The following is a 21,813-nucleotide window of genomic DNA, read 5'->3' as shown; positions in this document are numbered from 1 at the left end:
ATGACGACCGTCGGCGAAGGCGACCTCGTGCTCGGTGCGCTGGGGTCCATGGGCACCCGCATCGACTGCGCCGGCTTCAACCGCCTGGACCTGGAGGGCCCGCAGGTGCTGTGGCTGGTCGCGGCCGGTGCCCTGGACCTGTTCGCGGTGGACGCCGTCCAGCAGGGCCACTGGCACCACCTGGGCCGGCTGGAGCCGGGCACGCTGCTGCTCGGCCCGGTCGCCGGACCCCAGCACACCCTGGTGGCCCGCCCGGTCCGGGACTGCGTCGTGCACCGCGTCAACCTGCGCGAGCTGTACCAGCCGGCGAACACCCAGACCTGGTCGTACGACGAGTACGGCAACCCCCAGTACGTGCCGCCCGCCACCAGCCCGCTGGAGTACGCGGTCGCGCTCGGCGTCGGCCGCGGCCTGTCCGTGCTGTTCCAGGCGCCAATGGCGGAGGACCGGGCCGCCACGCCGTCCGACGACGACGTGTTCTGGATGCAGGTGCCGCCGGGCAGCGTCCAGTACGGCTCGCTGTACGGCGCGGAGGCCGCCGCCGACCTGCTGATGGACCCGGCGCTGTGGCAGTCCATGGTCGACCAGCAGTACCGGCTGCTGACCGCGCTGGACCGGTGGATCGAGCAGCTGGAGCGCACTCACGAGACCCGCACCGCCGCCGGGATCAAGGCCGGTGAGGCGGTGCGCGCCCAGGCCGACCAGACCCTGCTGGCCTCCATCGGCAAGCGCTCGGCCCGCCGGACGACGGCGGCCGACGCCGACGCCGGCTACGCCGCGTGCAAGCTGGTCGCCGAGGCGGCCGGGATCAAGCTCGCCGAGCCGGCGCAGAGCGGCACGGAGAGCGAACGCCTCGACCCCGTCGAACGGGTGGCGCTCGCCTCCCGGGTGCGCGCCCGGGCCGTACGGCTGCAGGGGCGCTGGTGGCGGGAGAACGTGGGCCCGCTGGTCGGGCACCGGGCGCTGTCGGGCGCGCCGGTCGCACTGCTGTGGCGGCGCGGCGGCTATGTGGCCGTGCACCCCGGCACCGGACGCGAGACGCCGATCGAGAAGGCGAACGCGGAGGAGTTCGAGCCGCGCGCGGTGATGTTCTACCGGCCGCTGCCCGACAAGGCGCTGACGCCGTTCGTTCTGCTGCGGTTCAGCCTGCAGGGCACCCGCGGCGATCTGCTCGGTCTGCTGCTCGCCGGGCTGGTGACGGTCGCGATCGGCGCGCTGGTACCGGTCGCGACGGGCAAGGTGCTCGGCGAGTACGTGCCGAGGGCGCAGACGGGCCTGATCGTCCAGGTGTGCCTGGCCGTGATGGTGAGCGGAGTGGTCGCGGCGGCGTTCACGCTGCTGGAGAACCTGTCCATCCTGCGCCTGGAGGGCCGGATCGAGGCGGCGCTCCAGCCGGCCGTCTGGGACCGGCTGCTGCGCCTGCCCACCCGCTTCTTCACCCAGCGCTCCACCGGTGAACTCGCCAGCGCGGCCATGGGCATCAGCGCGATCCGCCGGCTGCTGGCGGGCGTCGGCCCGGTGGTCGCGCAGTCGGTGACCGTCGGCGCGATGAACCTGGGCCTGCTGTTCTGGTACAGCCCGTCGATGGCCCTGGCCGCGCTCGGCATGCTCGTCGTCATCGCCGCCGTGTTCCTGGGGCTCGGGCTGTGGCAGGTGCGCTGGCAGCGGAAGCTGACGGTGCTCGGCAACAAGCTGAACAACCAGGCCTTCCAGACCCTGCGCGGCCTGCCCAAGCTGCGGGTGGCGGCGGCGGAGAACTACGCGTACGCGGCCTGGGCGCGGGAGTTCGCGCGCAGCCGGGAGCTGCAGCAGAAGGTCGGCCGGATCAAGAACCTCACCACGGTGCTCGGCGGGATCTATCTGCCGGTGTGCACGCTGCTGATGTTCATGCTGCTGGCGGGCCCGGCGAGGGGCGCGATGTCGGCGGCGGACTTCCTGACCTTCAACACCTCCGTGACGATGGTGCTGACCTCGGTCACCCAGCTGACCGGCTCCTTCGTCTCGGCGGTGGCCGCGCTGCCGCTGTTCGAGGAGATCGAGCCGGTCTTCGAGGCGACCCCCGAGGTGCGCACGTCGAGCACCCGGCCGGGTCCGCTGTCGGGCGCCATCGAGGCCCGCCGGCTGTCCTTCCGGTACGCCGACGACGGTCCGCTCGTCCTGGACGACGTCTCCTTCGCCGTCCGGCCGGGCGAGTTCGTGGCGGTCGTCGGCCCGAGCGGCTGCGGCAAGTCCACCCTGCTCCGGCTCCTCATCGGCTTCGACAAGCCGGTCTCCGGCAGCGTCCTGTACGACGGCCAGGACCTCGCGGCGCTCGACCAGTCGGCCGTGCGCCGCCAGTGCGGGGTCGTGCTCCAGCACGCGCAGCCGTTCACCGGCTCCATCCTGGACGTCATCTGCGGCACCGAGCCGTACACGCCGGAGGAGGCGATGGCGGCAGCCGAGATGGCGGGGCTCGCGGAGGACATCAAGCGGATGCCGATGGGGCTGCACACGATCGTGGGCGGCAACGGCGCGATCTCCGGCGGTCAGCGCCAGCGGCTGATGATCGCGCAGGCGCTGATCCGGCGCCCGCGCATCCTGTTCTTCGACGAGGCCACCAGCGCCCTGGACAACGACACCCAGCGGATCGTCATCGACAGCACCCGCAAGCTGAACGCCACCCGCGTCGTCATCGCGCACCGGCTGTCGACGGTCCTGGACGCCGACCGGGTGATCGTGATGGAGGACGGGAAGGTCGTCCAGCAGGGCGCACCGGGGGACCTGCTGGCCGACACCACGGGCCGGCTGCACGAGCTGGTGCGCCGGCAGCTGACGTGACGTCCGCCGCGACCGGCCGGGGACCGTTCAGTACTTCCCCCGGCGCGGACTGCTCCCGTCCTCCCCCTGGTCGTCGTGGTGCGGCGTCCAGTGGTGTTCGGTGAACCAGCGGCCGAACAGGGCACCGCCGTAGATGACGAACCCGACGCCGATCAGCCAGGACTCGACCACGAGGACGGTGCCGACCGCGCCGTAGCTGAGCGCGTTGGTGACGATGAGCGGGGTGAAGACGAGGTAGGAGAAGGCGCGCAGGCCCGACAGGCCGACGACGGTGGCGAGCGCGCCGGGCAGCAGGGAGCGCCAGTTGACCTGGCCGCCCAGCAGGAAGCGCTGCCCCCACCAGAAGAAGGCGATGGCGCTCACCGCGGACAGCGCGATCCGCTGGCCCCCGTGCAGGGCGTCCTTGGTCGCCACCTCCTGGTACAGGTAGGCGGTGAGCACCACCAGCCAGGTCGCCTGCCGCCACACCCGGTGCCAGGGGCCGGGAGGCACGCCCCAGATCCGTTCGTAGGCGTTCTGCACGCTGCCGCCGAAGGACACCCCGAAGACGGCCAGCAGGACACCACCCCACACGCTGGTCGTGCCGATGACGTTGCGCGGCGGGCTGATGACGTCGGTGACCACACGGGCGGACCGGCCGGACAGGCCCATGCCGTCGGTGAGCCACGAGGCGAAACCGCCCCTCACCAGGGGATCGGCGGCGGCGACCACGATCAGCAGGGGCGCCAGCGTCACCAGGGCCAGGGTGGCGAACCCCATGGCCCGGTGCATCAGTTCCAGTTCGCGGCCGCGATCGAGCAGGACCCCGACCCTGAGCCACTCCCAAGCGCGGTGCAGGCCGCGCCGCCACCGCCTCACGGCTCCTCCCGTGCTCGCCGCCCACACGCTGTCCTGAGCCGATTCATCCACCCCGCGGCGCTCCGGGCAACTCGCGTCGCCGTCGTGTCGCGCGTCCGCGGTCCGGCGACACGGCGGCGGAGTGACCGGTTTGCGGGCGGCGCCCACCGGAGAATCGGACCCCGTGCGTACTCCTGCCGAGGTGCCCTCCACGGACGCGTCCACGCCGAGCGGCCGGCGGCGGCCGCTGATCCTGAGCGCGAGCATGGGCGCGGGCCACGACACCGTGGCCGCCGAACTGGCGCGCCGAGCCGCGGCGCGCGGGCACGAGCCGCACGTAGCCGACGTCCTGCGCCTGCTGCCGTACGGCCTGGGCGGCGGGCTGCGCCGCTCCTACCAGGCCGCGGTACGGCACTTCCCGTGGGCGTACGCCGGCGTCTACGGCGCGTTCCTGCGCGAGGGCAGGGGGCCGCGTCCCAGCGGGGTGCCGCTGGCCCGGCTCGCCGCCGCCGGGCTGACGGAACTGGTGGAGCGGCTGGACGCCGATGTGGTGGTGTCCGTCTTCCATCTGGCCGCTCAGCTCACCGGTCATCTCCGGGCCCGGGGGCGGCTGCGGGTGCCGAGCGCCGTGTACCTCGTCGACTTCGCCGTGCACCGGCAGTGGCTGCATCCCGGCAACGACCGGTACCTGTGCCTCACGGACGGGGCGGCGGCCGAGGTGCGCCGGGCCCTGGACACGCCCGCCGTGACGACCGGGCCGGCGGTCGCGCCCTGCTTCCGCGCACCGGCGCCCGGGGCCGCGCGGTGGCGGGAGCGCTTCGCCGGGCACGCGCCCGGCCGGCCGCCGGTCCTGCTGTCGGCGGGCGCCTGGGGTGCGGCGTACCGCCCGGACGCCACCGCCCGGCTGCTGACGCGGGCCGGCTATCTGCCGGTCGTGCTGTGCGGGCGCAACGCGCGGCTGCGGGAGCGGGTGGCCCGGGTGCCCGGGGTGCTCGCCCTGGACTGGGTGGACGACATGCCCGGGCTGCTGGCCGCCGCCTACGCCCTGGTGGACAACGCGGCCGGTCAGACCGCCGTACAGGCCCTGGCCGCCGGGCTGCCCGTGATCGGCTACCGGCCGCTGCCCGGCCACGGGGTGGACGGGGTCCGCCGGATGGCCGACCTCGGCGTGTCGGAACTCGTCCCGGACGGGTCCGCGTTGCTGGCGGCTCTCGGCAGCCTCACCGAGGACGGCCCGGTGCGGCCGGAACGGGTGGCGCGGGGCCGGGCGCTGTTCCGGGGCGATCCGATGGCGCACGTGGCGGGGTTGTGACGCGGGGACCCGGGGCACCGGCGACCGCCGGGGACCGGCCTGGTACGTCAGGTTCGCCGCCCTGGACTCGGCGACGTAGAGCCTGTCAGCGCTGGCCCCGGAGCGTCGGGTGGCCGGTCGGCCGGGCCGGCCGTGCGCTGGGCTGCCGGTCGGCCTGCTCGGCAGCGCAGCCGTGGTCGCGCAGGGGGCCGACCGTGAGGCCGACCTCGCGGCAGTCCCGCACCAGGGCGGGCAGTGCGCCGAGGGCCGAGCGCCAGCAGCCGGGGGCCGAGAGCCGGTCGGAGTCGTGCAGCAGGACGGTGCCGCCGCCGCGCAGGTCCGCCGCGACCAGAGCCCGCACGGACGCTGGGGTGGCCTCGGCCGTCCAGTCCTTGCCCCACGCCGACCACAGCACCGGCTGCAGCCCGGCCCGCCGTGCGGCCAGCCAGCGTCCGGAGGTGAGGATCCCGTACGGCGGCCGGTAGAACTGCGGCCGGTGACCGGAGATGTCGTGCAGGGCGCGGACCGTCCGGGCGACCTGCTCCGCGTCCCGGGCGGGCGCGGGGCGCCAGGGACGGTCGTGCGTCCAGCCGTGCACCGCCAGTTCGTGTCCGCGCCGGGCGGTCTCCCGGACCAGCGCGGGATGGCGCACCACGTTCTCGCCCAGCACGAAGAACGTCGCCCGCACGCCGAGGTCGTCCAGCACGTCGAGGAAGCGCGGCGTCGACGCGGGGTCCGGGCCGTCGTCGAAGGTCAGCGCGACGTGCCGGCGGCGGCCGGTGCCGGAGAGCCGCGGGAACAGCATCAGCCGCACCGCCGGGAGCCAGGTGGCCGCCGGTCCGATGTGCGCGGCGGCGACGGCCGCCGGCAGCAGGACGGCCGCTGTTAGCCATGGACGGCCGGACATGAGGGACATCACCACCCGCCTTCCCGTACGTGTGCTCACCGGTGTGTCCGATGCAGACGCCTCCCGGTGTCCTTCCCGTCCCGCGACCGCGTGTCCCACTCCCGTCCGACGGCCGGGGCCCGGGCCAGTCCGATACTGCCCGCCCCGATCAGTGCGACACCGAGCGCCTCCGGCAGCATCCGCCATCCGAGGTGGACCGCCTCCGCGAACAGCACCCAGCCGAGGACGACGCTGGTGAGCGCGTCGCCGAGGGTGAGCGCGGGCTGGGAGGCGGTGAGCGATCCGGCGTCCAGCGCGCTCTGCAGCAGCAGGAAGGCGACGAGTCCGGCGCCGGCCGTGGCGTACGGCGACCAGTGGGTGAACATCTCCGCAGGCCCGTGTCCGAGGCGCCCCACGGCTTCCTTGAGCAGCGCGGCGGTGGCGGCGAAGCACACGGCGGAGGCGAGGCCGAACAGCGCGGCGCGGGGCGCGCCCTTCGTCGGACGGGCGGCGGCCAGGAGGAGCACGACCAGGCCGAGCGCCCCGCCGCCGCCCAGCAGCCAGGCCCGGGGCGGGGCGGTCGCGCGGCCCGCGCCCGGGGCGGCCGCCAGCAGGAACAGGGCCAGCCCGGCGGCGAGGGCGACGAAGGCGAGCCAGGTCCACAGTCCGGGGCGGCGCCGGAAGACGACACCGCCGACCAGCAGAGTGAACAGCAGCTCGGTGGCGAGCAGCGGCTGGACGAGGGAGAGGCTGCCCATGGCCAGCGCCCCGGCCTGCAGCAGCCCCGAGACCGCCAGCAGCGCGGCGCCCGCGAGCCAGTACGGGCGCCGCAGCAGCCGGGCGAACCGGCGCAGGGCCGGCCCCGTCCCGTCGGCCCCGCCGTCCTTGGACCGCTCCTGTACGGCGGCCCGGCGCTGCAGCACGGACGCGGACGCGTTGCTCAGGGCCGCGAGGAGCGCGAGCAGCACCGTGACCGTGATCATGGCCGTTCACCCGAAGCGGGCCGCGAGCCATCGGTAGAGCCCGGGCGCGACACCGCGCACCTGGGCGGGATACCGGAGCCAGCCGGGGACGTACACCTCGTCCTTGCCGTGCCGAAGCGCGTCCCAGACGGCGTCCGCCACCCGCTCGGCCGGCACCGGTCGCGGCCATGCCCGCGTGTAGGGGGCGCCCCGGCGTTCGAAGAACGGCGTGTCGACCGCGCCGGGGATCACCAGCGTCACGCCCACCCCGGTGCGGCGCAACTCGTAGCGCAGGGCGTCGGCGAAGGCGGCGAGGGCGGCCTTCGCGGCGGAGTACACGGCCTCGCCGCGGACGCCGACGCTGCCCGCGACGGACCCGATGAGCACGATGCGTCCCGAGCCGGCCGCGACCATGTGGGGCAGCAGGGCGCGCACGAGGTGCAGGGTGGCCAGCAGGTCGACGCCGACGATCTCGTCGATGCGCGCGTGCGGCATGCCGGTGAAGTCGCCGGCCCAGCCCAGGCCGGCGCACGCCACCAGCAGGTCGAGGCGGTCCGTGTGGTCCAGGACCAGGTCGGTGAGCAGGCGGTCGGCGCCCGGCCGGGTCAGATCCGCCGGCACGGCCAGGGCGTCGAGCGGGGCGGCCACCTGCTCCAGGCGGGTGGCGTCCCGTCCGTTCAGCACCAGCCGCCAGCCTCCCTCGGCGGCGAGCCGGCGGGCGACGACGGCGCCGATGCCGGAGGAGGCACCCGTCACCAGGGCGGTGCCACCGGGGCCCGCCCGGTTTCCGGCGGATCCGAGGACGGATCCCGCGTGCGGGACGGTGGTCGCGACCGGCCCGGCGCGTTTCGACGGTCCTGCGGGGGGCGGTGCGTGGGACATGGTGACGACCTCACTGCGACGTGGGGGCACGGGCTCGCGAACTCCGGGGCCGAACCTTCGCGGTGTATCCAGGGCGCCACAGACTGAAACACCGCGCACGGCGGAGGCCCGCCGAACGCCCGCCGCCGGTGGGATGGACGGAGCCCGGGTCGCCGGGTGGTACGTCCGGGACGACCATGGGGTGCGGGACGAGAGAGCGGACCGGGGGCGCGGGGCCGACGTCTCGACCGTACGCCGACGCGCCTGGCGGGAGAAGGGCAGGAGGCACACCGAGGTACTGGTCGCGGGGACGGGCCCGGTCGGTCTGACGGCCGCTCTCGAACTGCGCGGACTGGGTGTGGACTGCCTGCTGATCGACCGGCTGCCCTAGCGGCTGCCGTACGCCAGGGCGGTCGGCATCCAGCCGCGGACCTTCGAGTTCTGGGAGCGGACGGGCGTGGCCCGCGCGGCGCTGCCCCCGCGCGGCCAGCTGATCTACGTGAACGGCGCGGAGCAGGCGCGGATCGAGCTGAAGCTTCCGGCGGAGGTGCCGTACTGCTTCGCGTGCCTTCCGCGGTACGCCCAGGACGCCGACGGTGCCACCAGCCGGCTGCGTACCGCCTCCGGGGACGAGCAGGAGGTCCCCTCCCGCTTCCTGGTCGGCTGCGACGGCGCGCACAGCGTGGTCCGCAAGACCCTGGGGCCGTCCTTCGGCGGCGGCGCACTGCCCGAGGAGAGAGGTTCGCGCCCGGTACGGGTGCGCGGGGAGCACCGCGTTCCTGGTGCGCCCGGACGGTCATCTGGGCGCACGGGTGTTCCCTGCCGGGCCCGGCGCGCTGTCCGCGGCCCTGGGCCGGGTGTTCGCGAGCTGATGGGCGCGGCGGGTCAGTCCAGGCCCGGCACGGGCGCGCCGGAGGGCACACCGGCGCCGATGTAGGCGTCGTAGAACTCCTTCCAGGGCGCGCTCACCCCCGCGTGCGCGCCCTCGAAGTGCTCGCCGCGCGCCTTGGCGTCGAGGGCGGCGAGACAGACCTCCCAGCCGGCGCCGTTGCGGGCGGCGGTGTTCGCCTCGTCGAGGACGTTGGTGAGGGTGAACCGGGTGCTCTTGTCTCCGACGGCTTCCAGGTCGAAGTGGAGTTCGTCCCCGCCCCACGCGAAGGACAGGTGCCGGGGCGGGTCGACGGCGAGCACGCGACCGGTGGACTCGGGCATGTTCGGGTCGCCGCTGAAGCGGATGGTGCCGCCGGGGCGCAGTTCGATCTCGGCGCGGGAGGGGAACCACTGGGCCAGTTCGTCGGGGTCGGTGACGAACCGCCAGACGCGGTCCACCGGGTGGTCGTAGGTGCGGCTGAACCGGACGGCGGGGCGGCCGTCGTCCAGGGTCAGATAGGTGCCGGAGAGGTCGACGGGCATGGTGCTTCAGTCCTTCCGCGGGGGGTGTCGGGTGTCGTCCGACGCCTCGTCGAGGCGCCGGCCCAGGACGTCCAGGCTGCGGTTCCACAGCCGGCGGTAGGGCCCGAGCCAGGCGTCGAGGGCGGCGATCGGTGCCGCGTCCAGGGCGTAGACGCGGCGCTGCGCGTCCTGCCGGACCCGGACCAGGCCCGCCTCCCGGAGCACCTTCAGATGCTTGGAGGTGCTCGGCTGGCTCAGTCCGCAGGCCTCGACGATCTCCCCGACGGACCGGGGGCGCTCCAGCAGGAGCGCGACGATGGCCCGTCGGTGCGGGTCGGCGAGGGCGGACCAGAGCGCTGCGTCGGACATGGCCGCGAATATGCCTCGGCAGTTATATGTCTGTCAAGGAATGAAAGAAGAGAAACGTTGCCGTTTCGATAAACGTGCCTTAGGCTCGATGTGTACGAAACAGTTTCGTTTACGAGCTGTTCGCCTTCTCGTACCTCCGCACCCGAACGACTTGCCCTGGAGTGGTTGCCGATGCCCCAGAAGACCCTGGCCGAAGGCTCCCGCGCAGGAGCCGCCGCGATCGAGCACGGGGGCGTGGCCTCGCCGAGGCGGTGGTGGATCCTCGCGGTCGTCGCCGTCGCCCAGCTGATGGTCGTCCTCGACGCCACGATCGTGAACATCGCCCTGCCGTCCGCCCAGACCGACCTCGGCTTCTCCGACGGCAACCGGCAGTGGATCGTGACGGCGTACGCCCTCGCCTTCGCCTCCCTGCTGCTGCTCGGCGGCCGGATCGCCGACCTGTTCGGCCGCAAGCCCGCCTTCCTCGTGGGCGTCGTCGGCTTCGCCGCCGCCTCCGCGCTCGGCGGCGCCGCGAACGGCTTCACCATGCTGGTCGTCGCCCGCGCCCTGCAGGGTGCCTTCGGCGCGCTGCTCGCGCCCGCCGCGCTGTCCTTGCTCAACACCACGTTCACCGACGCCCGGGAACGGGCCCGCGCCTTCAGCGTGTACGGCGCGATCGCCGGCGCCGGCGGTGCCGTGGGCCTGCTGCTCGGCGGTGTGCTGACGGACGCCCTCGACTGGCGCTGGACCCTGTACGTGAACGTGGCCATCGCGGTCGTCGCCTTCGCGGGCGGCTGGATCCTGCTGGGCAACCACCGCGACGCTGCGAACGCCAAGCTGGACGTGCCCGGCACGGTCCTCGTGGCCGCCGGTCTGTTCTCCCTGGTCTACGGCTTCTCCAACGCCGAGACCCACTCCTGGGGTTCGCCGCTGACCTGGGGCTTCCTGATCGCGGGCGGTCTGCTGCTGGCGGCCTTCGCCTGGTGGCAGACCCGGGCCGCGCATCCGCTGCTGCCGCTGCGCATCCTGCTCGACCGCGACCGCGCGGCCTCCTTCCTCGCTGTGCTGATCACCGGCGCGGGCATGTTCGGCGTGTTCCTCTTCCTGACCTACTACCTCCAGCTCAACCTCGGCTTCAGCCCGACGAAGACCGGTGTGGCGTTCCTGCCGATGGTCGGCGCGCTGATGGTGACCGCGCAGGTCGGCACCACGGTCCTGGTGCCCCGGCTCGGCCCGAAGGCCGTCATCCCGCTGGGCTTCGCGGTCGCCACGGCCGGCATGGCCTGGCTGACCGGCATCGGCCTCGGCTCGCACTACCTGAGCGCCGTGCTGCCCCAGCTGATCGTGATCGGCGTGGGCCTCGGCCTGGTCATGCCGCCGGCCATGCAGCTGGCCACCGGCGGGGTCGCGGCCGAGGACGCGGGCGTGGCCTCCGCGACCGTCAACGCCATGCAGCAGGTGGGCGGTTCGGTCGGCACGGCGCTGCTGAACACCCTCGCCGCGAGCGCCGCCACCGACTACCTCTCCGGCCGGGACGCCACCAGCAAGCTGGTGCGGGCACAGGCGACGATCGAGAGCTACACGACCGCCTTCTGGTGGTCCGCGGGCTTCTTCGTGGCTGGCGCGGTGCTCGCCTTCGTGCTCTACCGGCGCGGAGTGCCGCAGCAGGACGCGGAAGCGGCACCGGTCGTCCACATGTGACCGCCACGGTGTGACAGCCACGCGCCATCCGGCCCGAGGGGCCGCCGTCAGCAGGGAGACGGCGGCCCCTCGCCCTGTCATGGTGGGATCATGCGCAAGGGCTCGGCGGCGCTTGGCAGCGCCCTGTTCCTCGTCTTCGTCTCGGGCAGCGCGGCCGTGCTGGTGCCGTGGTGGCTGACCGGTGGCTGGCGGGCCGGCCACTGGTGGCCGCCGCTGCGGCTGCTCGGGCTGCTGCCCCTGGCGGCCGGTGCCGTCGTCATCCTGGAGGCCTTCAGCCGGTTCGCCCTGGAGGGGCTCGGCACGCCGGCGCCGGTCGCGCCCCCCGCGCGGCTGGTGGTGAGCGGCCCCTACCGGTACGTGCGCAATCCGATCTACGTCGCGGTGGTCGCCGTACTCCTCGGGCAGGGCCTGCTGCTCGCCCGGCCGGTGCTCTTCGGTTATGCCGCCTGCGCCTGGGTGCTGACCTGGGCGTTCGTCCGCTGGTACGAGGAACCGGGACTGGTGCGCCGGTTCGGCGCCGAGTACGAGCGCTACCGTCGGGCGGTACCGGCCTGGCGGCCCCGGCGCACTCCCTGGCAGGGCGCTTGAGACGCCGTCGGAGGGTAACTCAGCTGATCAGGGGTACGGCGGCGGAAGGAGAGGTCATGTCCGGCGAGCAGGACGACGAGAAGGACCGCAAGGAACAGTTCGACACCGCCCTGGAGGAAGTCCTCCGGGAGGTCGAGGAGGCCGAGAAGCGCGACGAGGACAAGGCCACCGGCGGCAACGCCGGGGACGCCATCACGCCGAACACGGACGCACAGGAGCAGGCGGACGGGGACTGAGCAGACCGGACGGGGGAAGTCGTGCGCCCCGGGGGCGGTGATCGATGTGCGCTTCGGCGTGTGGACCTCACGTCCGCTCCGGGCGTGGCGGCCATCCGTGCGTCCCAGGCGTGGAGCGACCGCCGGTCCTGGTGTCGCGGTGGCCGACGGCGACCGCGGTGCCGGTCTCGCCCGGTGTGGGCCCGCCCTCGTACCAGCCGGCCAGCTTCGGATTGTCGACCGGCGGCGTCTCCAACTGCCGTTCTTCGTTCAGCCGGACGCCCGCGACCGGGGCGTTGATCCCCAGCGAGGGGATGCGGAAGGACGTCGGCCGGGACCGGGGCAGCGGGCGGGGCGGGGGCGCGGGGCGTCCGTCGGCACGGAGGGGCCCGGTTCGGCGACCGCCACCCCGTCCGGGCCGCCTCGCCGGTCCGGCCGGACCCGCCGTGTGCCCCCACCGGTTCCCGGCCGGGGTGCGCTCCAGGCGCGGCGCTCGCTCGTACGTCCAGGGCGCAGTCGCGCCGGTGGTCTCCTCCGGCCCGGGCGGCCCTGCGACCGCCGACCGCCATGCCAGGGGCGGCACGACCAGCCGTGCCCTTCCGCGGCCGGGGTACCCGGTTCCCATGAGCACCCACGCGCGCGGGCCCCGGCTGCCATCGCCTCGAGGGCCCCTCTCCGCCGCGGTCGCCGCCCGTCTGCGCGGCACCGGACCCCTCCCCCGCCCCGCCGAGGCCGGGGAGGCGGATCCCTACGGCGACGACCTGCAACTCGCCCTGTACCTCTGCTACGAGCTGCACTACCGGGGCTTCGGCGGCGTCGGCCCGGAGCCGGAGTGGGATCCCGACCTGCTGCGCGTCCGCGCCGCGCTGGAGGGGCGTTTCCTGTCCGCGCTGCGCGCCGACACGCCGGAGCACGACAGCCTCGACGACGCGCTCGCCGCGCTGCTGGTCGAACCGGCCGAGGGCAGCGGAGTCACCCATTTCCTTTGCGCCGAGGGCGAGTTGTGGCAGCTGCGCGAGTACGCCGCCCAGCGCTCCCTGTACCACCTGAAGGAGGCCGACCCGCACGCCTGGGTGCTGCCGCGGCTGTGGGGCCGGGCGAAGGCGGGGATGGCGGCCGTGGAGTTCGACGAGTTCGGCGGCGGCCGGGCCGACCGGATCCACGCGCGCCTGTTCGCCGCGCTGATGACGGACCTGGGCCTGGACGCCGCCTACGGCGGCTACCTGGACGCGGCTCGCGCGGAGATGCTGGCCGTCGTCAACCTGATGTCCCTGTTCGGCCTGCACCGCGGGCTGCGCGGCGCGCTGGTGGGCCACTTCGCCGACGTGGAGATCACCTCCTCGCCGGGTTCGCGCCGGCTCGCCGAGGCCATGCGCCGCACCGGCGCCGGACCCGCGGCGGAGTTCTTCTACGACGAGCATGTCGAGGCGGACGCGGTGCACGAACAGGTCGTACGCCATGAGGTGATCGGCGGGCTGCTCGCCGAGGAGCCGGAACTCGCGGCGGACGTGACGTTCGGGATCGACACGACCGAGTATCTGGAGGACCGGCTGGCGCGGCGGCTGCTCGCCGACTGGCGCGCCGGGCGATCCTCCCTGCGCACACCCCTGACGCCGGAGATATCCCATACATCCTGAATGCCGGGGTACTCGCGCCGTGTGATCGCTGTACTGCTTCCGGGCGTGTACGCCCCGCAGGACGACACGGAGTTGCTGGCCGAGTCCCTCCGCGAGGAGGCCCCGCCGCCTGGCGCCCGGGTGCTCGACGTCGGCACCGGCAGCGGGGCGCTGGCCCTGGAGGCGGCCCGGCGCGGCGCCGAGGTGACCGCGGTGGACGTGTCCCGGCTGGCGGTGTGGACGGCGCGGATGAACGCCTGGCTGACCCGGCTGCCGGTGCGGATCCGGCGCGGCAACCTCTTCGGACCGGTCCGGGGCCGCACCTACGACCTCATCCTCGCGAACCCGCCGTACGTCCCCGCGCCCGATGCCGGACGCGGGCCGCGCGGGCGGTCCCGGGCCTGGGACGCGGGCCGGGACGGCCGGCTGCTGTTGGACCGGATCTGCCGGGACGCGCCGGTGCTGCTGCGCCCCGGAGGTGTACTGCTGATCGTGCACTCCGCGCTCAGCGATCCCGACCGCACCCTGCAACTGCTGCGTGCCGCACGCCTGAAGGCCTCGGTGGTCCGGCGCCGCTGGGTCCCCTTCGGTCCGGTGCTGCGCTCGCGGGAGGACTGGCTGCGCCGGCGCGGGTTGCTCGCACCGGAGGCACAGGAGGAGGAGTTGGTGGTCGTCCGTGCCGAACGAACGCGCTGACCGGGCCCGCCGCATCACCGTCCGGCAACCGGGGCCGCTCCTCGTGGAGGGGCCGGTGGAGGTCGAGTTGGAGGACGGCACCACGGTGTCCTCGGACCGGTTCCTGGTCGCTCTGTGTACCTGCCGGCGCAGTCGCCGCTATCCCTGGTGCGACACGAGTCACCGGCGCAAGACCAGGGACAGCGGTTGAAACCGGCTGTTTTTCGCCGCCCCCCGGGACAGGCCCCCCACGGGCCCGCCCGGGGAGCGGCTGTGTGCCCGGAAGCCGGCGGGCGGCCCCACTCCGCCCGTCGGTTCCGGTGCGAGATCGCAGGTTCCCCGCCGCAGGGGCCGCACTCCCCGGTTGCGGGCCTGTTCCGGCGTGTGCGGGGTCCGCTGCGATCCCGGTCCTTGGAGCGGCCCTAGAAGGCGAAGACGCCGCCGCCCACGGAGTCCCGCACGCAGGTGTTGCCGAAGGTGCGCTCGTAGGAGACGCGCTTGCCCTGCCAGACGCCCTCGACGGTGACGACGACCGGGTCGTACAGCTTGTTGCACCACACGTCGCCGGCGGGCTTGAGGGCGTCGAAGTCGCCGCCGGTGCCGCGCAGTTCCGCGCAGGCCGCGGCCGCTGCCGGGTGGGTGCCGGAGGCCGTGGGGGCGCAGGTCAGGGTGACGGCGCGCTCCGGAGTGGCCGTGGCCGCGTCGTTGCCGTGGCCGGTGGTGAGGACCAGCGCCGAGGGGGCGTAGAGCGACGACGGGGCGGCGCCCGGTGCAGCGACGGCGGCCCCGGTCAGGGGTCCGCAAACGGCGGCGGCCGTGAGGCCGAGGGCCGCTGCCCAGCGCGCGGTGTTCCGCATTGTGTGCATCCTTCCGCTCGGATAGACGGGTGCCGGCTCCGGGCCCGGTCGGCGCCGGAGCGGCGAGCGCCACTCTGCCGAGTCCGCAGCCGAAACACACATCGAACCCACCGCTTTCAGTAACCTTGCGTGTTGAAACAGTGGCGTGAAGTTACGGAAATAGACGGGCCCGACCGCGCAACTGAGCGGTTCTTGATCGCGGAAAGCGTTCCCATGGCCGAAAATCACCGGCTCGTTAATCGGCCTGAAACATTCCGGGTTCGCCGTGAGTGAAAGCTTTCACGATGCCTTCACGACTCCTTGCGTTCATGAAGTCGGCGGCGTAACGCTGATTACATGATTACACCCGAGCAAAAAGAGAAGCTGCGCGGCTGGTTCGCCGGCCGGCTGCCGGACGACCTCTTCGAGGAACTGGTCGAGGTCACCGCCGACCGCGAGGAGATCACCGTGATCGGCCGCGTCCCCGAGCCCCGGCTCGCCGAGGGCGCGCCGGACGCCGAGCGGGAGAGCGCCCGGCGCGCCCGGATCCAGGAGTTCCGCGAGCGGACCCGCGAGGACCGGATGGAGGTGGCCCGGGAGGCCGAGCACCTGTTCCGCAGGAAGGTCTCGTGGGGTGTGGTGTGCGGGCCGGAGCGTGCCCTGTTCACCCATCTCGCCGCACCGGTCATGACCCGGCTGCGCCAGCCGGAGCGTCAGGTGCTGGACACCCTCATCGCCGCGGGCGTCGCCCGCAGCCGCAGTGACGCCCTCGCCTGGTGCGTGCGCCTGGTCCAGCGCCACACCGAGGACTGGCTGACCGAGCTGCGCGAGTCGCTGGAACACGTCCAGCGGGTACGGGCGCAGGGACCCGACGCGGAGGAGGTGGCCGATTCCTCCACTGGCGACGACGAAGATGGATGAATCGTCCTCTGGCAGGGGTCAGGGCCGCGCCCGTACCGTCGGCGAACCGCTCCGGACGGCCGCCGCGCGTGCCGCGACACCCCCGCGGCACCGACGGCCGTCCACCACCACCGCGCGACCCAGCGCTCCACCGCCGCCACCTCGCTGGAGCCCCCGTGACCCCTCCGTCCCCCGACTCGCCCACCGCGCCCCCGCCGTCCCTCACCGAGGTCGAGCCCTACGGCGTCGAGCGCATCCCCGACGCCGACCGCACCGCGACCCCGCTGGACCTGTTCCGGGTCGCCTTCGGCGGCGCCAACACCTTCTCCACCTGCGTGCTGGGCGCGTTCCCGATCCTGTTCGGGCTGTCCTTCTGGCAGGGGCTCGCCGCCACCCTCCTCGGGGTCGTCGCGGGGGCGCTGATCCTGTGCCCGATGGCCGTGTTCGGCCCGGTCAACGGCACCAACAACGCGGTCTCGTCCTCCGCTCACCTGGGTGTGCACGGCCGCGTGGTCGGCTCGTTCCTCTCGCTGCTGACGGCCATCGCCTTCTTCTCGATCTCGGTGTGGAGCTCCGGCGACGCCCTGGTCGGCGGCGCGCACCGGCTGTTCGGCCTGGAGCGCAGCACGCAGTCGTACGTCGTGGCGTACGCCCTGTTCGCCGGGCTGGTCCTCGCGGTGTGCGTCTACGGCTTCCGGTTCATGCTGTTCGTCAACAAGATCGCGGTGACCTCGGCGACCGTGCTGTTCCTGCTCGGCGCGATCGCCTTCGCCGGTGACTTCGACCCGTCGTACGCCGGTGTGTTCACGGCCTCGGCGGACGCGGCGACCCGGTCGATGTTCTGGCCGTCGTTCATCGGGGCGGCCCTGATCGTGCTGTCCAACCCGGTCTCGTTCGGCGCGTTCCTCGGCGACTGGTCGCGCTACATCCCGGCCGGCACCCCGCGCCGCAAGGTGGTCGGCGCAGCGTTCCTCTCCCAGATCGCGACCCTGCTGCCGTTCGTCTTCGGTCTGGCGACCGCGAGCATCATCGCGGCGAAGGCGCCGAAGTACGTCGACCCGGCCGCGCCCGACTTCGTGGGCGGGCTGCTGGCGATCTCGCCGAGCTGGTTCTTCCTGCCGGTGTGTCTGCTCGCCCTGATCGGCGGCATGTCGACGGGCACCACCTCGCTGTACGGCACCGGCCTGGACTTCTCCTCGGTGTTCCCGAAGCTGTCCCGCGTGCAGGCGACGCTGCTGGTCGGCGTGTTGTCCATCGCGTTCATCTTCATCGGCCGGTTCGGCCTGGACCTCGTGCAGTCCATCTCGACGTTCGCCACGATGATCATCACCTGCACCACCCCGTGGATGGTCGTCATGATGCTCGGCTTCTACACCCGCCGCGGCTGGTACGACCCGGACGCCCTGCAGGTCTTCAACCGCCGTCAGCGCGGCGGCCGTTACTGGTTCGCGCACGGCTGGAACTGGCGCGGCATGACGGCCTGGTGGGTGGCCGCAGTGATCGGCGTGCTGTTCACGAACATCCCGGGTCAGTTCGTCGGCCCCCTGGGCGACCTGGCGAACGGCGTCGACATCAGCCTGCCGCTGTCGCTCGCGGTGGCCGCCGTGCTGTTCCTGACGCTGCTGCGGCTGTTCCCCGAGCCCCGGGCGGTGTACGGACCCGAGGGCGCGCGACTGGCGCGTACCGTCGAGGCGCCGGTGCCGCCGATCACCGGCCCCGGTGCCCCGGCGGACGACCTGCCGACCGCGCTCGCGGCCGAGGGCGGCCGATGAGCGGCTGGCTCGATCTGTCGGTGCCCGTGGTCACCGGGATGCCCGTGTATCCCGGTGACCCGGAGGTCACGGTCTCGGCCGCGCTGCGGGCCCCGGTCGACGGCGTCAACGTTCTTGACCTGCACCTGGGTTCGCAGTCCGGCACCCATGTCGACGCGCCGTACCACGTCGACGACGCCTGGCCCCGCCTGGACGAACTGCCCCTGGACCGGTTCGCCGGACCCGCGGTCGTGGCCGACGTCCGGGGACTGGCGCCCCGCTCCCCCATCACGCCCCGCCTGCTGGCCCCCGCGCTCGACGCGCTGGCCGCGGCGCCCGGCGCGCTCCTGCTGCTCGCCACGGGCTGGTCGGCGCACTGGGGCACCGACGCCTATCTCGACCACCCCTGGCTGACCCCCGAGGCCGCCGGGGCCGTCGTACAGGCCGGTGCCCGCACCGTGGCGGTGGACGCGCTCAGCGTCGACCCGACGCCCCGACCGGGCGACCCACAGGCGGAGTTCGGCCTGCCGGCGCATCGGGTGCTGTGCGGCGCGGCCGGGGTGATCGCCGAGAACCTCACCGGCCTCGACCGCCTGGTGGGCGCCCGGGCGGTGGAGGTGTACCTCTTCCCGCTGCGGCTCCCCGGCGCGGACGGCGCTCCGGTGCGTGCGGTGGCGCGGGTGGAGTGACGGCATCCCCGCTGGACGGAGCCACACTTACCCGCGAGTATCGTCGGCGCGGCGCAACCTCGACGACGAGAGGCGGGACGGCCGGATGGCGAAGCACTGGGCTGATTTCCAGTACGAGATCTATCTGAACGGGATGACGGGTGCCGTGCCCCGGCTCCCCACCGACCTGACCCGGCTGGAGGAGCTGGCCGAACACCGGCTCGGTCCGGGCCCCGTGGGCTATGTGGCGGGAAGCGCGGGCGACGGCAGCACCGCCCGCGCCAACCGTGCCGCGCTCGCCCGGCGCCGTATCGTGGCGCGTATGCTGCGCGACGTGGCCGAGCGCGATCTGTCGGTCGAGGTGCTCGGCCGGGCACTGCCGGCGCCGCTGGCCCTGGCGCCCGTCGGCGTGCTGTCGATCATGCATCCGGACGCCGAGCTCGCCGCCGCCCGGGCCGCCGCCGCGCAGGGCGTGCCGTACATCCTGTCCTCGGCGTCGAGCACGCCGATGGAGCAGGTGGCGGAGGCGATGGGGGACGCCGAGCGGTGGTTCCAGCTGTACTGGGGCAAGGACCCCGAGGTGACCCGGAGTTTCCTGAGCCGGGCGAAGGCCGCCGGGTTCTCGGTGCTCGTGGTCGCCCTCGACACCCCGCTGCTGGCATGGCGGCCGCGCGACCTGGACCAGGCGTATCTGCCGTTCCTGCACGGGGTGGGCACCGCGAACTACTTCACCGACCCGGCGTTCCAGGCGGGACTCGCCAAGCCCGTGCACGAGGACCCGAACGCGGCGGTGCTGCACTTCCTCGGCCTGTTCGGGGACGCCGGCCACACCTGGCCGGACCTGGCGTTCCTGCGCGAGCACTGGGACGGCCCGATCGTGCTCAAGGGCGTCCTGCACCCGGACGACGCCCGGCTCGCCGCGGACGCCGGGGTGGACGGGGTGGTGGTCTCCAACCACGGCGGCCGGCAGGTGGCCGGCTCGGTCGCCGCGGCCGATGCGCTGCCCCGGGTCGCGGACGCGGTCGGCGACCGGCTGACGGTGCTGTTCGACAGCGGGGTGCGCACCGGCGACGACGTGTTCAAGGCACTGGCCCTCGGCGCGCGTTGCGTGCTCCTCGGCCGGCCGTACGTCTACGGCCTCGGGCTGGACGGACAGGCCGGCGTGGAGCATGTCGTCCGGTGCGTGCTGGCGGAGCTGGACCTGACGCTGGCCCTGTCCGGGCACGCGGGTCCGGGGACGGTCTCGGCGGCGGACCTGGTCGAGGAGTCGTCCTGACCGTGCCGGCCGACGGAGCGGCAACTCCCCGAGGGGCGCGGGGCTGTGCCCATGCGCGGCGACCGCCGCGCGGGCGCTGCCGACCACGGCGGACCCGCGGCCGGCAGCCGCCCCGCGCCCCTACGGCGGGTTTCCGCACCGCACCCGACAGCCCCTAGGCGTGCCGCTCCGACAGCGTCGCGGGCCGCGCCGGCGGACCGCCCGTACCGGCGATGGAGAGCGAGCCCGGGCTCGCGGTGGCTCCGTCGGTCGCCCAGCGCTGCCCGGCCGACCCGTCGCGGACCTTGACGACCAGGTCGGCGCCGGCGTTCGACGCGGTGGTGGCGAGGGCCAGCGTCCGGTCCCAGCGGGGCAGCAACTCGCCCTGCGCGGTGAGGTCGTAGCGCACGTCGTCGCCGCGCTTCGCCCCGGCCTCCGCGCAGGCGCCGAGGATCACCACTCCGGCGTCGGCGTGCGAGTCCAGACACAGTCCCGGGGCGGCCGCGCTGCGCAGCAGGCCGTCGGCCTCGTACGTCCACTGCTGGCTCGATGCCGGGGAGCAGACGGCGAGGACCGCGGCCACACCGGCCTTCGGCGCGCCCTTGACGTCCAGGCACAGGCCGGCGGCGGCGTTGCGCAGCCGCGCGGGGCGGCCGGCCGCAGGCAGTGCCGCGGTGCCGGGCACGGTGGCCGAGGCGCGCGGGGACTGGCCGGCGGCGCTGCCGGGAACCGCGCTGGTGGAGGCGACCGGGTCGGTGCCGTCGCCGCCGTCCGGCCACACGCTGACCGCGAGGACGGTGGCGAGCAGGCCGGCCGAGGCCACGCCGACCCCGGTGAGCAGGGTCCTGGACGACCAGGCGGTGCCGGGGATCCGCGCGAGCGGTCCGGGCTCGCCGCCGTGCCGCCGGCCGCGGGACACCGGGATCCGGGGCCGGGGTTCGCCGTCCGCGCGCCGCCGGGTGCCGGACAGGGCGGTGCTGAGCAGGCCGGGCTTGTCACCGCCGCGCCGGCGTCCGCCGGAACGCCGGGAGCCACCGCGGGCGCGGGCGCCACCGGGGCGGCGGCCGGGGCGCGAGTCGAGGTAGCGGCGGGCTCCCCAGCCGAGCACGGCCTCGGCGAGCAGCACTCCCAACGCGGCTTCGGCGTGGCCCAGTTGCTCGGCGGCGTGCCGGCAGTAGGAGCAGCCGGACAGATGCTCCTGGACGTCGGGCAGCAGGGCGCCGCCGCGTCGGATCGGAACGTCCAGAAGGCGGTTGTAGTAGCGGCATTCCTTGCCCGGCGCGAGTTCCCGGTGGGCGCGTACCAGGCCTTCCCGGAATTTCTCGCGCGCCTGTTCCAGCGCGACCGCCGCGCTCTCGATGTCCACGCCGAGCAGTCCGGCGGGAACGGTTATCGGCTCGGCCTCGACCTCGATGTGCCAGAGCAGTGCCTGCTCCAGCCGGGGAAGGGCGTGAAATGAGCGGTCGGAGAGGGCGCGGTTTTCCGGTATCAGGGTCTTCGCGGCGCGCATACCGCGGCCCCCGGCGGGTTTCCCGAGTCCGGGCAGTACGGCGGTGATCCGGTCGGTGCCGGACCAGTTGACGACCGTGTCCCGGACCGCCACGAGCAGCCGGGGCCGCAGCGCCTCCGCGGGTTCGCCGAGCGCGAGCCGGCCGAGGACCTGGTGGAAGGCGGTGGCGGTGACCATGTGGGCGAGCGGCCCGGCCAGGGCCAGGCAGACGACCGCGTAGTCCTGCGCCGGCTGCCAGTGCCGGGCCATCAGCAGGGCGGCGGACCGGGAGGCCTCCGCGTCGGAGCCGGCCCGCAGCGGACCGGCGAGGGACTCGTCGGACTCCCCGGGGTCGCCGCCCGGCGGCGGATAGGGAGGACGAGGGGGGTGGGGGGTGGGCACTGAGCGGATTCCTTTGGTGCGACGTGCGTTGATGCGAACCTCGGCGACCCGCGGGGAAGGAATTGGCCGGCGCTCGGCCGGTGAAGTTCCGCAACTGCCGGAAGAACCCCGGATATTACCCCCCGCACGGTCGTGTCAACCCTTGCACAACTTCCACATGAGCAACAAGGCACCCGCACAACATCGGCAGTTTTGAAGGAAAGTCAGAAACTTCCCCCCTGCCGGGGCTCCCCTGCAGCGGCTTTCGGTATTTCATGCGCCCCGTGTGAAGCACACGCACACGCCGGTGGTCCCGCGCACGCTTCCGGGGTGCGGGGCCGGGT

The 21,813-nt window shown here is 73.9% G+C and carries 21 protein-coding genes and 1 pseudogene; 13 read left to right on the top strand and 9 right to left on the bottom strand.

What is annotated here, in order from left to right:
- Complete coding sequence (locus tag ACQPXS_RS41875) at positions 1–2,817, top strand: NHLP bacteriocin export ABC transporter permease/ATPase subunit (RefSeq protein WP_433454737.1); 2,817 nt, start codon at positions 1–3, stop codon at positions 2,815–2,817.
- A 27-nt stretch (positions 2,818–2,844) separates the two neighbouring features.
- Here the strand turns inward: ACQPXS_RS41875 and ACQPXS_RS41870 are convergent, their stop codons facing one another.
- Positions 2,845–3,675, bottom strand: coding sequence for a ribonuclease BN (locus ACQPXS_RS41870; RefSeq protein ID WP_433454736.1), 831 nt, complete (start codon positions 3,673–3,675; stop codon positions 2,845–2,847).
- Positions 3,676–3,838: 163 nt separating this feature from the next.
- On the opposite strand from ACQPXS_RS41870, the gene ACQPXS_RS41865 reads away from it, so the two are divergent.
- Complete coding sequence (locus ACQPXS_RS41865) at positions 3,839–4,966, top strand: MGDG synthase family glycosyltransferase (protein ID WP_433454735.1); 1,128 nt, start codon at positions 3,839–3,841, stop codon at positions 4,964–4,966.
- Positions 4,967–5,051: 85 nt separating this feature from the next.
- Here the strand turns inward: ACQPXS_RS41865 and ACQPXS_RS41860 are convergent, their stop codons facing one another.
- The 3 genes from ACQPXS_RS41860 to ACQPXS_RS41850 are packed head-to-tail and all read right to left on the bottom strand — an operon-like array spanning position 5,052 to position 7,675.
- The gene (locus ACQPXS_RS41860; protein WP_433454734.1) at positions 5,052–5,861 is read right to left on the bottom strand and encodes a polysaccharide deacetylase family protein; all 810 of its coding nucleotides are present in this window, start codon (positions 5,859–5,861) and stop codon (positions 5,052–5,054) included.
- Between the two features lie 26 nt (positions 5,862–5,887).
- On the bottom strand, positions 5,888–6,814 hold the full coding sequence (locus tag ACQPXS_RS41855) for a DMT family transporter (RefSeq protein ID WP_433454733.1): 927 nt from the start codon (positions 6,812–6,814) through the stop codon (positions 5,888–5,890).
- A gap of 6 nt (positions 6,815–6,820) precedes the next feature.
- Positions 6,821–7,675 (bottom strand): SDR family NAD(P)-dependent oxidoreductase, encoded by an 855-nt coding sequence (locus tag ACQPXS_RS41850; protein ID WP_433454732.1) that lies wholly within the window; start codon positions 7,673–7,675, stop codon positions 6,821–6,823.
- Between the two features lie 277 nt (positions 7,676–7,952).
- Here ACQPXS_RS41850 and ACQPXS_RS41845 point away from each other — a divergent pair.
- Positions 7,953–8,390 (top strand): annotated as a pseudogene (locus tag ACQPXS_RS41845) (FAD-dependent monooxygenase); the annotation flags it as partial.
- Between the two features lie 149 nt (positions 8,391–8,539).
- Here ACQPXS_RS41845 and ACQPXS_RS41840 read toward each other — a convergent pair.
- Together ACQPXS_RS41840 and ACQPXS_RS41835 are read right to left on the bottom strand one after the other, a co-directional pair.
- Complete coding sequence (locus ACQPXS_RS41840; RefSeq protein ID WP_356316882.1) at positions 8,540–9,067, bottom strand: SRPBCC family protein; 528 nt, start codon at positions 9,065–9,067, stop codon at positions 8,540–8,542.
- Positions 9,068–9,073: 6 nt separating this feature from the next.
- Positions 9,074–9,415, bottom strand: a complete 342-nt coding sequence (locus ACQPXS_RS41835) for an ArsR/SmtB family transcription factor (RefSeq protein WP_433454731.1) — start codon at positions 9,413–9,415, stop codon at positions 9,074–9,076.
- Positions 9,416–9,586: 171 nt separating this feature from the next.
- Here ACQPXS_RS41835 and ACQPXS_RS41830 point away from each other — a divergent pair, with 171 nt between their 5' ends.
- The 3 genes from ACQPXS_RS41830 (at position 9,587) to ACQPXS_RS41820 (ending at position 11,919) form a co-directional block, all read left to right on the top strand.
- Positions 9,587–11,095 (top strand): MFS transporter, encoded by a 1,509-nt coding sequence (locus ACQPXS_RS41830; RefSeq protein WP_433454730.1) that lies wholly within the window; start codon positions 9,587–9,589, stop codon positions 11,093–11,095.
- A gap of 90 nt (positions 11,096–11,185) precedes the next feature.
- Positions 11,186–11,683, top strand: a complete 498-nt coding sequence (locus tag ACQPXS_RS41825; protein ID WP_433454729.1) for a methyltransferase family protein — start codon at positions 11,186–11,188, stop codon at positions 11,681–11,683.
- 56 nt (positions 11,684–11,739) lie between these two features.
- A complete protein-coding gene (locus tag ACQPXS_RS41820; protein WP_365325028.1) occupies positions 11,740–11,919 on the top strand; it encodes a hypothetical protein in 180 nt (59 codons plus the stop codon).
- A 67-nt stretch (positions 11,920–11,986) separates the two neighbouring features.
- On the opposite strand, the gene ACQPXS_RS41815 is transcribed toward ACQPXS_RS41820, so the two are convergent.
- Positions 11,987–12,523, bottom strand: coding sequence for a hypothetical protein (locus ACQPXS_RS41815; protein ID WP_433454728.1), 537 nt, complete (start codon positions 12,521–12,523; stop codon positions 11,987–11,989).
- On the opposite strand from ACQPXS_RS41815, the gene ACQPXS_RS41810 reads away from it, so the two are divergent.
- Genes ACQPXS_RS41810 through ACQPXS_RS41800 form a run of 3 tightly spaced genes read left to right on the top strand, consistent with a single transcriptional unit; the run spans position 12,522 to position 14,400 of the window.
- A complete protein-coding gene (locus ACQPXS_RS41810; protein WP_433454727.1) occupies positions 12,522–13,535 on the top strand; it encodes an iron-containing redox enzyme family protein in 1,014 nt (337 codons plus the stop codon). The two genes, ACQPXS_RS41815 and ACQPXS_RS41810, sit on opposite strands and share 2 nt — an antisense overlap.
- Entirely contained in the window at positions 13,536–14,210 is a 675-nt protein-coding gene (locus tag ACQPXS_RS41805; protein ID WP_433454726.1) for a HemK2/MTQ2 family protein methyltransferase, read from the top strand. It begins immediately after the preceding gene.
- Positions 14,191–14,400 carry a CDGSH iron-sulfur domain-containing protein gene (locus ACQPXS_RS41800; RefSeq protein ID WP_433454725.1) on the top strand — a complete coding sequence of 70 codons (210 nt, stop codon included), beginning with the start codon at positions 14,191–14,193 and terminating at the stop codon, positions 14,398–14,400. The genes ACQPXS_RS41805 and ACQPXS_RS41800 overlap by 20 nt, the downstream gene beginning before the upstream one ends.
- 211 nt (positions 14,401–14,611) lie before the next feature.
- Here the strand turns inward: ACQPXS_RS41800 and ACQPXS_RS41795 are convergent, their stop codons facing one another.
- Entirely contained in the window at positions 14,612–15,046 is a 435-nt protein-coding gene (locus ACQPXS_RS41795) for a protease inhibitor (protein WP_356316869.1), read from the bottom strand.
- Between the two features lie 336 nt (positions 15,047–15,382).
- Between ACQPXS_RS41795 and ACQPXS_RS41790 the strand changes: the two genes are divergently transcribed.
- The 4 genes from ACQPXS_RS41790 (at position 15,383) to ACQPXS_RS41775 (ending at position 19,620) form a co-directional block, all read left to right on the top strand.
- Positions 15,383–15,946 (top strand): hypothetical protein, encoded by a 564-nt coding sequence (locus ACQPXS_RS41790; protein ID WP_433454724.1) that lies wholly within the window; start codon positions 15,383–15,385, stop codon positions 15,944–15,946.
- Between the two features lie 155 nt (positions 15,947–16,101).
- Positions 16,102–17,697, top strand: coding sequence for a purine-cytosine permease family protein (locus ACQPXS_RS41785; protein WP_433454723.1), 1,596 nt, complete (start codon positions 16,102–16,104; stop codon positions 17,695–17,697).
- Positions 17,694–18,365 carry a cyclase family protein gene (locus tag ACQPXS_RS41780; protein ID WP_433454722.1) on the top strand — a complete coding sequence of 224 codons (672 nt, stop codon included), beginning with the start codon at positions 17,694–17,696 and terminating at the stop codon, positions 18,363–18,365. Before ACQPXS_RS41785 ends, ACQPXS_RS41780 begins: the two co-directional genes overlap by 4 nt.
- An 85-nt stretch (positions 18,366–18,450) precedes the next feature.
- On the top strand, positions 18,451–19,620 hold the full coding sequence (locus tag ACQPXS_RS41775) for an alpha-hydroxy-acid oxidizing protein (protein ID WP_433454721.1): 1,170 nt from the start codon (positions 18,451–18,453) through the stop codon (positions 19,618–19,620).
- A gap of 154 nt (positions 19,621–19,774) precedes the next feature.
- Here the strand turns inward: ACQPXS_RS41775 and ACQPXS_RS41770 are convergent, their stop codons facing one another.
- Positions 19,775–21,490 carry an RICIN domain-containing protein gene (locus ACQPXS_RS41770; protein ID WP_433454720.1) on the bottom strand — a complete coding sequence of 572 codons (1,716 nt, stop codon included), beginning with the start codon at positions 21,488–21,490 and terminating at the stop codon, positions 19,775–19,777.
- Positions 21,491–21,813 lie beyond the last annotated feature (323 nt).

The sequence above is a fragment of the Streptomyces sp. CA-142005 genome, from assembly GCF_050942335.1.
GTDB lineage: Bacteria > Actinomycetota > Actinomycetes > Streptomycetales > Streptomycetaceae > Streptomyces.
This window is presented reverse-complemented; position numbering and strand designations above follow the sequence as displayed.